Origin of the sequence: Candidatus Methylomirabilis sp., assembly GCA_036000645.1 — a bacterium.
Classification (GTDB): domain Bacteria; phylum Methylomirabilota; class Methylomirabilia; order Methylomirabilales; family JACPAU01; genus JACPAU01.
The window spans coordinates 1-11,049 of record DASYVA010000217.1 but is presented as its reverse complement, the minus strand read 5'-3'; the positions used below and the strand labels follow the sequence as shown (position 1 = coordinate 11,049).

Below are 11,049 nucleotides of genomic sequence, written 5' to 3'. Positions count from 1 at the left end.
GGCCTCCATGGCCTTCTTCCGGTCGGCGTTCGGGTAGTCGGTGACGTACCAGCCGGTTCCCTTGAAGACCAGGGCCGGGGCCGACAGGAGCCTCTGCACCGGTCCGCCGCAGAGGACGCACGTCGCAACGTGCGCATCGGTCATCTTCTGGATGGCCTCGAACGTGTGGCTGCATGCTTCGCAGCGGTACTCGTAGATCGGCACCCGCAGACACCCCCTTTGGTTCGACCCGCGCCGTCCCGGCGGTCCCGGGGGCCGGCCGGCAAGCCAAAGACGATAGATAAAGCAGACGGGCTTGTTTGTCAAGGGCCTTCGCGGGGGAGGGATGGGGCGGGAGTACCCGGAGCGGCCCATCGTGGCCGTGGGCGGGATCGTGGTCCGGGACGGGAAGGTCCTCCTGGTCCAGCGGGGGCGGGCCCCGGGGGCCGGGCGCTGGACCATCCCCGGGGGAGCGGTCCGGGCGGGGGAGCGCCTCCAGGAGGCCGTGGCCCGGGAGCTCCGGGAGGAATGCGGGGTGGAGGTGGAGGTGGGGCCGGTCGTGGAGGTCCTCGACCGGGTCGTGCGCGACGAGGCCGGGGCCGTCCGGTTCCACTACGTGATCATCGATTACCTGGCCCGCTGGGTCGCCGGGGAAGCCCGGGCCGGCTCGGACGCGGTGGCAGCCCGCTGGCTCGACCGGGAGGAGTGGCTCACGCTTCCCCTCACCGACGGGCTGGCCCCGGTTCTCGACCGGGCGTTCGCGCTGGCCCGGGCAGCGCATTGACAGACCACCGCGGCCGTGGTAGCTTCCCATCACCGCTAGGGGTGGCATCGCTGAGAGCCCCGCGACCGCGCGGGGCAACCCTCAGGACCTGATCCGGGTAATGCCGGCGTAGGGAAGCGGGATTCGAGGCCGCCTCTCCCCCTAGAGGCGGCCCTTTGTGTTTGGGGAGCTCGATGCAGCTTCGGGTAAACGGCAAGACTCGGGTCGGCCGGGAGGGGCTGACCGTGACGGGCCTGCTCGACGACCTCCAGATCCACCCGCAGCGAGTGGCGGTGCAGCTGAACGGCGAGATCCTCCGACGGGAACAGTTCCCGGAGGTGGTCCTGAAGGATGGGGACACGGTGGAGATCATCACCTTTATGGCCGGCGGGACGGGGGAAGGAGGGGCCGCATGGTGACCCAGGACCCCCTCCGACTGGGCGGCCGGGAGTTCCGCTCCCGGCTGATCGTCGGGACGGGGAAGTATCCCGATTACGCCACGATGCAGCGGGCCCACGAGGCCTCGGGGGCCGAAATCGTGACGGTGGCGGTCCGCCGGGTGAACCTGGACCGCACGCAGGAGTCCCTGCTCAACTACATTGACGCGTCCCGCTACACCCTCCTCCCGAACACCGCCGGCTGCTACACGGCGGAGGACGCGATCCGGTACGCGCAGCTGGGCCGGGAGGTGGGCCTCTCCAACTGGGTGAAACTGGAGGTCATCGGGGACGAGAAGACCCTCTTCCCCGACACCGAGGGGCTGGTGCAGGCGACGCGCGTGCTGGTCAAGGAGGGGTTCGTCGTCCTCCCCTACACCAACGATGATGTGGTGGTGGCGAGGAAGCTCGAGGATGCGGGGGCAGCGGCGGTGATGCCGCTCGGGGCGCCCATCGGGTCCGGGCTCGGCATCCGGAACCCCTACAACATCCGGATCATCCTGGAGGCGGTCAAGATCCCGGTCATCGTGGACGCCGGAGTGGGGACCGCCTCCGACGCGGCGATCGCCATGGAGTTGGGCTGCGACGGGGTCCTGATGAACACTGCCATCGCCGGGGCAAAGGACCCGGTCATGATGGCCGCGGCCATGCGCCAGGCCGTCGAAGCTGGCCGCCTCGCCTTCCTCGCCGGCCGGATCCCGAAGAAGCTCTATGCCACCGCCTCCTCTCCGCTGGAGGGGATGATTGCCTAAGGCGGGGGAGGCGCCGTCCCCTCCCGACCCCAGGCGGTGGGGACTCTACGTCATCACCGACCGGCAGCAGACCGGCGGCCGGTCGCTCGACGCGGTCGTCGCGGAGGCCCTGGCGGGCGGCGCCAGGGCCTTCCAGTTGCGGGAGAAGGACCTGCCGGCCCGCGACCTCTGCCGCCTGGCGGAGTCCCTCCTGGCCCGGACCCGTGCGGGGGAGGCTGTGCTCTTGATCAACGATCGGGTGGACGTGGCCCTCGGCGTCGGAGCGGACGGGGTGCACCTGACGCGCCGGAGCCTGCCGCCGGCGGCGGTGCGCCCCCTGCTGCGACCTGGAATGCTCCTCGGGGTCTCCTGCCACAACAAGGAGGAGGCCGTCGAGGCGGTGCAGGGTGGAGCGGACTTCGTCCTCCTCGGCCCGATCTTCCCGACCCCTGCAAAGGCGGCATACGGTCCGCCTGCTGGGCCGGACCTCATCCGCCGGGTCCGGCCTGCGGTCCCGTGTGCGCTCCTGGCCGTGGGAGGGATCACCGCAGCCAACGCCGCCGAGGTCCTCGCGGCCGGGGCGGACGGGGTCGCGGCCATTTCGGCGGTGATGGCCGCCCCGGACGGGCGTGCAGCCGCACGGGCCCTGCTGGTGGCCGTCCGTCGCCCGCCGCGCCCAGTCTGAGGTCGCCCCTTGCGCGTCCTGGTGGACGGGTATAACGTCATCCGGCGTCTGCCGGAGCTCCGGATGGTGGAGCGGGCCGAGGGGCTCGCGGCGGGGCGCGACGCCCTCTGTGCGCGACTCCGGGCCTACCGGCGGGCGCGGGGGCACCCGGTGACCGTCGTCTTCGATGGCGCGGGCGGCGTAGGCGCATCCAGCGGGGCCGGGGGTCTGACGGTGTCTTTCTCCCGGGCGGGTGAGACGGCCGATGCCGTCATTGCGCGGCTCCTGGAGCGGGGCGGCAGCGGCGTCGTGGTTGTCAGTTCGGACGCGGCCGTGGCCGCCGCCGCCCGCCGCGCGGGAGCGGCCCCCATCACGGCCGAGGAGTTCGGGGCGCGGCTTGAGGCGGTTGCCCCCGGCGTTCTGAAGGAAAAGGAGTTGGACGAGGAGGCGCCGCCGGCCCCGGCCAAGGGGAAGGGCCCGAGCCGCCGGCTGCCGAAGGCGGAGCGGGCGCGCCGGGCGCGTCTGCGCCGGCTTTAGCAAGGTGCGGCTTCAAACGGGGTTAGCAGCTGGGCAAGGTACGGAAAAGTGATCGACCGGAAACTGTTGGGCTGGATTGTAATTGCGTATGCCGTTTTGACGTCAGGAACGGTCCTTGAGCTCCTGCGGGTTCTGCCCTGGCGACAGTTTAGATTGGACATCACTTCCAATGGCGTGCTTTGGGCTTACTTGTTGCTTGGAGGTATCGGGCTCGTTCTCCACCGGCCTTGGAGCAAGTGGCTTGTCATGTTCGCCTCCGGTGGCTCATTGGCCGCCGTGGCCATTCGGCTGGCAGTGCTTCGGCACGTAGAATCGGTCGCGGCGCACACGCGCTTCTTGGTCTGGACGGTGATCAGCGGACTGCCGTTCCTTCTTTTTCTGTTGGCAGCAATAACGCTGAAGACTCCACGTGCCGAACCGGCCACTGCGAGCGCAGTGCGCCAGCCGGACCCTGTCGCTACGAGGAAGAGATGGAGGTCTGATATAGCTTATGCCTCTCACATTTCCATCGTCCTGATGGCTAGTATCATGTACTTTGTAGAGCTTCTAGGAAAGGCGAGGATTATCGATTCCTCCGCATACCAGGGTTGGATAACGTTTGTAGGCATCTCGTTTGCCGTTCCGATCGCCATTGCTATGGTCGTTGCAGTTGCACTAGGTATTGTCTCTTTGTTCATCCGTCCTAAAGATTGGCGATTGCCCTTTCTGTCCGGGCTTATCGTTCTGTTTGTGGCTGTGTTCATATGGGAGGAACAGCGCCCGGCACCGGAGGTCTGGGTACACTATGTAGGAGTGGCATACATTGCGGTAGCCGCGCTTCTCGTGGTCCGATGGTATTTGTTCGCTCGTAGGGGAGTTGTCTAGTAGTTTGCGGCGGGTGCAAGGGCTGTATAAGTATCGCTGATTTCCAAGAGACCCTGACTGTCCGCGATGTACCTTAACGGCTACAGCTCTAGCGGTATCCGCGTCCAGAGTACCCAGGGCGGAGAGGGTGAGACGGGATGAGGACCGGCAGCGCGCGGGTCATTGATCTCCGGAGCGACACCGTGACGCTCCCCACAGAGGAGATGCGGGAGGCGATGCAGACAGCCCCCCTCGGGGACGACGTCTTCGGCGAAGACCCCACGGTGAACCGGCTGGAGGAGATGGCCGCGGCAAAGCTGGGAAAAGAAGCGGCTCTGCTCGTCCCCTCGGGAACGATGGGGAACCAGGTGGCCCTCCTCACCCACACGCGCCGGGGGGACGAGGTGATCCTGGAGGCGGACGCCCACATCGCCCACTACGAGTCGGGGGCTCCGGCGGTCCTCTCGGGCGTGATGCTGCGCCCCCTCCCGGGACGAGACGGCCTCCTGGCGCCGGAGCAGATCGAGGCCGCGGTGCGAACCCCTGACATCCACACGCCTCCGACCACGCTGATCTCCCTGGAGAACACCCACAACCGGGGGGGAGGGAGCGTGTACCCGCTCGCGACGCTCCAGGCGATCGCCGCCGTCGCCAACGCCCGCCGCATTCCAATCCACCTGGACGGGGCCCGCATCTTCAACGCTGCCCTCGCGTCGGGGGTCCCGGCCGGCGCCATCGCCGCCTGCGCCGATTCCGTGATGTTCTGCCTCTCGAAGGGGCTCTCCGCCCCCGTGGGGTCCCTCCTCTGCGGCCCGGCGGAGTTCATCGCGCGGGCGCGTCGGTTCCGCAAGATGGTGGGGGGGGCCATGCGTCAGGCAGGGATCGTGGCCGCCGCCGGCATCGTGGCCCTGGAGAAGATGGTGGATCGGTTGGAGGTGGATCACGCGAACGCGAAGCGGCTGGCGGAGGGCCTGGCCCGCATCCCGGGCGTGCTGCTCGACGCGAGCCAGGTTCAGACCAACATCGTGATCTTTCGACTCGCGCCCCCGCGGGCGGCGGCGGCGCTCGTGCGGGCCCTCACGACGGAGGGGGTCAAGGCCCTTGCCGTGGGTCCGGCCGCAATCCGGATGGTCACGCACAAGGATGTCGCGGCGGCCGATATGGACGTCGCCGTGGCCGCTGTGGCCCGGCACCTCGAGAGGGGCGGGACGGCCTGATCCCAAAAAACACGATGGCCGGCAGCGCGCGGGCACTGCCGGCCAGACCGGGGACGCGGGGGGAGGGGACGGCTAGCGCACGGCGCGCTTGAATTCCTTCCCCGGCTTGAACCGGGGGACTCGTGCGGCCGGGATTCGAATCGTCCTGCCTGTCTGGGGATTCCGGCCGTTGCGGGCCGCGCGGCGGGACACCTGGAATGTCCCGAATCCCACCAGCGTGACCTTCCTCCCTTTCTTTAATGAGTCCCGGATGCTCTTGAGCGCCGAACCGAGTGCCGTCTCCGCCGCCTTCTTCGTGATCCCCGCGTCCTTGGCCATCCGTTCCGCCAGATCTGCCTTGGTCATCCCCGGCCCCCTTTTCTCCGACGGGCGCGCGGCCTGAAACGGCTAGGGCTATATCAAATGGGCACGAGCGCTGTCAAGGGTGAGGCCCGTCCGCCGGCGAGCCGGGGGGCAGGCCTTACGGATCGAGACGGAACCGGCGGTCGAGGGAGCAGGGGCCAGGCCCGCCCAGGAGGAACAGGAGCCCTGTCGCCAGGAACAGCACGTCGAGTTCGTAGCCACCGATGAACTTCGTGACAAGAGGGTTCTTTACGTACAGGGTGGTCACCAACATCTCGATGACGTATCCGAGCGCGACCCAGCGGGTCAGGAGGCCGAGGGCCAGGGCGGCGCCGCCGAACACCTCCAGGATCATCACGAGGGGCGCGAACAGACCGGGCAGGGGAATCCCCACCTGGCCGAAGAACTGCGTGGCCCCTCCGAGGTTCATCAGCTTGGGCCACCCGTGGCCGATGAAGGCGATCCCGACGAGGACCCGCAGGGGGACGACCGCCCAGGGGGACCAGGGCCTGACCATCTGGCTCAGCATGTCGTTCCTCCTTCCCTTCTCGGTATCGGGGGGTGAGCATCTGCGGGGCGGCACGCCAACTTGGGTGGGCCCTGCCGCTCCCCCATCACCACCTGCCTAATCCCGGACGCGCGCCGGCGGTTCCCCGGACTCCTCGGCGGCGCGCTCGGCCCGTTTGCCCCCTCCGGCGGTCTCGCGCCCACCGGGCCCGGTTTGCCGCGCGAGCGCGTCGCGCCACGCCGCGAGGCGGCGCCGGATCTCCGCTTCGAAGCCCCGGTCCGTCGGCTCGTAGTAGCGGCGCCCCACGAGCGGGTCCGGGAGGTACTGCTGCGGGGTCAGGGCCTCTGGCGCATCGTGCGGGTAGCGGTAGCCCTTCCCGTAGCCGAGGCCGCCGAGAAGCGGGGTTGTCGGGTTGCGCAGGTGCAGGGGGACAGGCGCCGCCGTCGCCCGCTGGACATCCTCCATCGCCGCCCCGTAGGCGCGGTAGACCGCATTGCTCTTGGGCGCGGTCGCCAAATAGCAGACGCACTCGGCCAGCGCCAGGTCCCCTTCCGGCGAACCGAGGAAATGATAGGCCTCCTTCGCCGCCACGGCCACGGGAAGGGCCTGGGGGTCGGCCGTGCCGATGTCCTCGGTGGCGAACCGGACCAGGCGGCGGGCCAGGTAGAGGGGGTCCTCCCCGGCCGCCAGCATCCGCGCCAGCCAGTAGAGGCTTGCGTCCGGGTCACTTCCCCGGAGGCTCTTGTGCAGCGCGGAGATGAGGTTGAAGTGTTCCTCCCCGGCCTTGTCGTAGAGGAGGGCGCGCCGCTGCGCCGCCTCCTCGGCGATGGCGAGCGTGATGGTCCCCCCCGCCGGTCCCAGCAGGTCCGCCGCCACCTCGAGCATGTTCAGGGCGGCCCGGGCGTCCCCCGCCGCCTGCTGCACGAGGTGCTCCCGGGCGGCCTCCTCCAACCTCCGCGGGACGGCCCCGAGCCCCCGCTCCGGATCCGCCAGGGCCCGCGCGATCACCGCGCGCAGATCCGCCTCGGAAAGGGGGGTGAGCATGAGGACCCGGGCCCGGGAGAGGAGCGGGGCGACCACCTCGAAGGACGGGTTCTCCGTGGTGGCTCCAATGAGGAGGATGGTCCCGCGCTCGACGTGGGGGAGGAAGGCATCCTGTTGCGCCTTGTTGAACCGGTGGAGCTCGTCCACGAAGAGGATGACGCGCCCGCCTCCGGCGCGCCGCTGCCGGTCCGCCTCGGTCAGGACCGTTTTGATCTCTTTGATCCCGGCCGTGACGGCGGAGAAGGGCAGGAGCGGCGCCTTCAGGGCATCCGCGATCAGGAAGGCCAGGGTGGTCTTCCCGGAGCCCGGCGGTCCCCACAGGATGAGCGAGGGAAGGCTCCCCCGGGCCAGGGCCACCCGGAGCAGCTTCCCCTCACCCAGGAGGTGCTCCTGCCCCACGAACTCCTCGAGCGTGCGGGGGCGCATCCGGTCGGCGAGGGGAGCCATCCGGGACGCGGGGGGTCTTACGTCGCGGGCGAAGAGGTCCACCGGATCTTTCCGATGCGCGGTGCGCCGGGAGGGCGGGTCGGGGGAGCGGCGGGACGGGAGCGCCCCGAGGCCGGCGCGGCGCCGCTCAGCGCCGCGGGCCCCGGGGCGCCCGGCAGATTATTGAATCGTGAAGTTCTTGCTGGCAAGGACCTGACCCGCCTCCGTCACGGCCTCCACCTTCCAGGTCCCGGTCCACTCGGGCAGGATCGTCTTGCTGCTCCAGGTCCGCCAGGGCGAGCTGCCCACCTCGAGCCTCACCTCCGCCATGACCTGGTCCTGATAGGACCACCGGTGGGTAATCGTCGTGGGCGCCTCTGCGCCGCGCACTTCGGTAAAGTAGTAGACCGTCTGGATCGTCGGGGCGAAGACCTCGGCAGGATCCTGGGGCTCCCGGTCCATGACGTTGGCCGCCACGGCGTCCCGCGCCACCGAGAGGGCGGGCATCGGAGCCGGAGCCGCGGGTGCGGCGGGGGGCGCGGGGGCGGGGGCCTGCTGCGCCGACGCCGGGTGCAGCAACAGCCCGACCAGGAGCAGGGAGAGTACCGTTCGCCACACCAGTTGCATGATGTCCTCCTTTCGTCGTCTGGGGATCAGGGGCCGCACTCTGCCAGGAGGCGCTCGAGAGCCACCCGCGGGTCCGGGGCCGCCGCGATCGGCCGTCCCACCACCAGGTAGTCCGCTCCCGCCTCGAGGGCCTCCCGCGGGGCCAGGACCCGCACCTGATCGTCCCGGCCCGCCCACGTGGGGCGGATCCCGGGGGTCACGAGCAGAAAGCCTTTCCCGAGGGCCTCCCGGAGCGCCCGGACTTCCTGCGGTGAAGCCACCGCGCCGTCGAGCCCGGCCGCCTTGGCCAGGCGGGCGAGGTGGAGCACCTGCTCGGGGAGCGGCCGGGCCACGCCCGCCTCCTCGCGGGCGGCCACCGCGGAGAGGCTCGTGAGGACGGTGACCGCCAGCACCTTGGGTCGCCGCCCGCCGTCCCGGCTGGCCGCCGCCTCGACCGCGGCGGCCAGCATCGCCCGCCCGCCCGCGGCGTGGACGGTGAGCATGGCCACGTCCAGGGCGGCGGCGCTCCGGATCGCGCCGGCCACCGTCGTGGGGATGTCGTGGAACTTCAAGTCGAGGAAGACCTCCGCCCCCCGCGCCCGGACGGCCCGGACGATCTCGGGACCGGCCGCCGTGAAGAGCTGGCCCCCCACCTTGTAGAAGCGCGCCAGGCCATCGAGGCGATCCAGGAGCCGGGCGGCCAGCGCCGCGTCGGACATATCCAGGGCGACGATGACCCGCCGGGGCTCCACGTCCTTCCGCAGCCTCCCTTGACGCTCGTTTCGCCGCGACCCTATACTGCGCGGGGCGGGCGTGCTGAACTCAGGCTAGCACGATTCCCGGGGGGAGGCAACGCGCCCGGCCGCGGCGGCCGCGATGCTCGAGGTCATCATTCAGCAGGGGAGCCTGCTCGTCGCTGAGGCGGCGGCCATCGTGAACGCCGCCAACAGCCAGGGCTGGATGGGGGGTGGGGTGGCGGGCGCGATCAAGCGGGCCGCGGGGGGGGCGGTGGAGGAGGAGGCGGTGGCCGCCGCCCCCATCCCCGTGGGCTCGGCCGTCGTCACGTCCGGAGGGAAGACGCGCTTCCTCGGCATCGTCCACGCCCCGACGATGGAGCGGCCGGCCATGCGGATCCCGGTGGCGAACGTGGAGGCGGCCATGCGGGCCGCGCTCGAGGCGGCGGAGGCCAAGGGGTTTGCGTCGCTGGCCGTCCCCGGACTAGGGACGGGCGTGGGCGGTGTCGCGAAGCCCGCCGCCGCGGCCGCCATGTGCCGGGTCCTGCGGACCTTCCCGGCGAGACGCCTGAAGCGGGTGATCCTGGTGGACCTCGACCCCGGGATGGTGGCCGCCTGGCGGGATGCGTGGGCCGCGGCGGCGGCGGGCCGCCCGTGAAGCGGCGGGGCGTCCTGCTCGGTCTGCTCTTCGCGGGGCTGGCGATCCCGGTCTCCGCCGGGCCGAGTCCCGAGGAGATCATCCGGGCCGGCACCGCGCGGCTCCTGGACCAGGACCTGGCCGGCGCCGAGCGTGCCTTCGCCGGTCTGGCAGAGGGGCCCGCGGCCTTCACCCTCCCCTTCTTCCGCGGCCTGCTCACCGCTGCCCGCGCGGAGCAGGCGGAGGACCCGGCTCCGGCGCTGGACGCCTTCCTGGAGGAGGCGGCCCCCGCCTTCGAGGCCGCCGAGGCCGAGCGGGAAGCCCGCCCGGAGGACGCCCGCCTGCACCTCTTCCTGGGCATGGCCTGGGGGACCCGGGCCATGGTGGAGGGCGCCCGGGGATACTACCTGCCCGCCTACCGCTCGCTGCGCCGGGCTCTCGAGCGGTTCCGGCAGGTGAAGACCCTGGACCCGGCGCTGGCCGACGCCGATTACGGCCTCGGCCTCTACGCGGTCAGCGTGGCGCAGGTGACAGGCTGGCGCCGGCCGCTGGTGCATCTCATCCTGCCGGACGGGGACGCGGGCGAGGGCGAGGCCGCCCTCCAGCGGGCGGCGGCCGAGGGCCTCTTCACGGCGGACCTGGCCGCCGTCGCCTTGGTGCACCTCCTGGTCGGGGCGGACCGCTTCGCCGAGGCCCTCCCGTTCGCCGAGCGGCTGGGGGCGCGCTACCCCGGCAACCCCGACTTCGCCTTTCTCCTGGCCTTCCTCTGCGGCGAGACGGGCCGGCATGGCGAGGGGGCGGCCGTCGCGGACCGGATCCGTGTCGCGATGCGGGACGGCCGCGCGAACTACGGCCCCGAGCTCCATCCTCGCTATCTGCAGCTGCTGGGCAAGCTGGCCATGGACCGCGGGGAGTACCGGGCGGCCCTGACCCACTTCGAGCAAGCCTACGCCGCCCGGACCTCTCGCTCCGAATGGGTCGCGGCCTGGGCCGCCGCCCGGGCCGGCATGGTCCATGACCTGCTGGGAGAGCGGGAGGAGGCTGTCCGGCACTACCGGCAGGCCCTGGCCCTCGCGGGGGACGGGCCGGCCCATGCCGCCGCCCGGCGCCACCTCCAGGAGCCCTACCGGGGCCGGGGCCTCCCCCACCCCTGAGTTCCGCCCCGGGAGGGGGAATGACCGACCTCGCCGCCATCCGGGATGCGGCCGCCCTCCTGCAGGGTGTCGTCCACCGCACGCCCCTCGCCCCTTCCGCCACCTTCAGCCGTCTGGTCGGTGCTCCGGTCCGCCTGAAGTGCGAGAACCTGCAGCGGTCGGGCTCGTTCAAGGTCCGGGGAGCCTACGTCCACATCCGGCGCCTCCCTCCGGCGGAGCGGGGGAAGGGGGTGGTGACGGCCTCGGCCGGCAACCACGCCCAGGGGGTGGCCCTGGCGGCGGCGGCGGCGGGCCTGAAAGCGACCATCCTCATGCCCCGGTACGCCCCGATTGCCAAGGTGGTCGCCACGGAGGGGTACGGCGCCCGCGTCCTGCTCGAGGGGGAAACGTACGACGAGGCTGCCGACCGGGCGAGGGTCCTGGCGGC

16 protein-coding genes and 1 riboswitch are annotated in these 11,049 nt (G+C 71.2%); of the genes, 10 read left to right on the top strand and 6 right to left on the bottom strand.

The window, feature by feature from the left end; all coding sequences use genetic code 11:
* The coding region (locus VGT06_12295; GenBank protein HEV8663899.1) for an FmdB family zinc ribbon protein at positions 1-204 on the bottom strand (204 nt) is incomplete at its 3' end.
* A 121-nt stretch (positions 205-325) separates the two neighbouring features.
* Here VGT06_12295 and VGT06_12290 point away from each other — a divergent pair.
* From VGT06_12290 to ltaE, 7 genes are all read left to right on the top strand, one after another.
* Entirely contained in the window at positions 326-763 is a 438-nt protein-coding gene (locus tag VGT06_12290; GenBank protein ID HEV8663898.1) for an NUDIX hydrolase, read from the top strand.
* 27 nt (positions 764-790) lie between these two features.
* Positions 791-895: riboswitch (TPP riboswitch) on the top strand.
* A 41-nt stretch (positions 896-936) separates the two neighbouring features.
* Entirely contained in the window at positions 937-1,161 is a 225-nt protein-coding gene (gene thiS / locus VGT06_12285) for a sulfur carrier protein ThiS (GenBank protein HEV8663897.1), read from the top strand.
* Positions 1,155-1,931 carry a thiazole synthase gene (locus tag VGT06_12280; protein ID HEV8663896.1) on the top strand — a complete coding sequence of 259 codons (777 nt, stop codon included), beginning with the start codon at positions 1,155-1,157 and terminating at the stop codon, positions 1,929-1,931. Before thiS ends, VGT06_12280 begins: the two co-directional genes overlap by 7 nt.
* Positions 1,924-2,595, top strand: a complete 672-nt coding sequence (gene thiE, locus VGT06_12275; GenBank protein ID HEV8663895.1) for a thiamine phosphate synthase — start codon at positions 1,924-1,926, stop codon at positions 2,593-2,595. Before VGT06_12280 ends, thiE begins: the two co-directional genes overlap by 8 nt.
* A gap of 9 nt (positions 2,596-2,604) precedes the next feature.
* Positions 2,605-3,111, top strand: coding sequence for an NYN domain-containing protein (locus VGT06_12270; protein HEV8663894.1), 507 nt, complete (start codon positions 2,605-2,607; stop codon positions 3,109-3,111).
* A 48-nt stretch (positions 3,112-3,159) separates the two neighbouring features.
* Positions 3,160-3,975: a hypothetical protein gene (locus VGT06_12265; GenBank protein HEV8663893.1), complete on the top strand. Its 816-nt coding sequence runs from the start codon at positions 3,160-3,162 to the stop codon at positions 3,973-3,975.
* A 137-nt stretch (positions 3,976-4,112) separates the two neighbouring features.
* The gene (gene ltaE / locus VGT06_12260) at positions 4,113-5,171 is read left to right on the top strand and encodes a low-specificity L-threonine aldolase (GenBank protein ID HEV8663892.1); all 1,059 of its coding nucleotides are present in this window, start codon (positions 4,113-4,115) and stop codon (positions 5,169-5,171) included.
* A gap of 72 nt (positions 5,172-5,243) precedes the next feature.
* Here the strand turns inward: ltaE and VGT06_12255 are convergent, their stop codons facing one another.
* The 5 genes from VGT06_12255 to pyrF all read right to left on the bottom strand — a co-directional run bounded on the left by VGT06_12255 (position 5,244) and on the right by pyrF (position 8,849).
* Positions 5,244-5,516 carry an HU family DNA-binding protein gene (locus tag VGT06_12255; protein HEV8663891.1) on the bottom strand — a complete coding sequence of 91 codons (273 nt, stop codon included), beginning with the start codon at positions 5,514-5,516 and terminating at the stop codon, positions 5,244-5,246.
* 115 nt (positions 5,517-5,631) lie between these two features.
* Positions 5,632-6,042, bottom strand: coding sequence for a DoxX family protein (locus VGT06_12250; GenBank protein HEV8663890.1), 411 nt, complete (start codon positions 6,040-6,042; stop codon positions 5,632-5,634).
* A 96-nt stretch (positions 6,043-6,138) separates the two neighbouring features.
* Complete coding sequence (locus VGT06_12245; protein HEV8663889.1) at positions 6,139-7,512, bottom strand: replication-associated recombination protein A; 1,374 nt, start codon at positions 7,510-7,512, stop codon at positions 6,139-6,141.
* Between the two features lie 159 nt (positions 7,513-7,671).
* Positions 7,672-8,118 carry a DUF2914 domain-containing protein gene (locus tag VGT06_12240; GenBank protein ID HEV8663888.1) on the bottom strand — a complete coding sequence of 149 codons (447 nt, stop codon included), beginning with the start codon at positions 8,116-8,118 and terminating at the stop codon, positions 7,672-7,674.
* Between the two features lie 26 nt (positions 8,119-8,144).
* A complete protein-coding gene (gene pyrF / locus VGT06_12235; GenBank protein ID HEV8663887.1) occupies positions 8,145-8,849 on the bottom strand; it encodes an orotidine-5'-phosphate decarboxylase in 705 nt (234 codons plus the stop codon).
* Positions 8,850-8,973: 124 nt separating this feature from the next.
* Between pyrF and VGT06_12230 the strand changes: the two genes are divergently transcribed.
* The 3 genes from VGT06_12230 to VGT06_12220 all read left to right on the top strand — a co-directional run.
* Entirely contained in the window at positions 8,974-9,489 is a 516-nt protein-coding gene (locus VGT06_12230; GenBank protein HEV8663886.1) for a macro domain-containing protein, read from the top strand.
* Positions 9,486-10,622, top strand: coding sequence for a tetratricopeptide repeat protein (locus VGT06_12225; GenBank protein ID HEV8663885.1), 1,137 nt, complete (start codon positions 9,486-9,488; stop codon positions 10,620-10,622). Before VGT06_12230 ends, VGT06_12225 begins: the two co-directional genes overlap by 4 nt.
* Before the next feature lie 20 nt (positions 10,623-10,642).
* The coding region (locus VGT06_12220; protein ID HEV8663884.1) for a pyridoxal-phosphate dependent enzyme at positions 10,643-11,049 on the top strand (407 nt) is incomplete at its 3' end.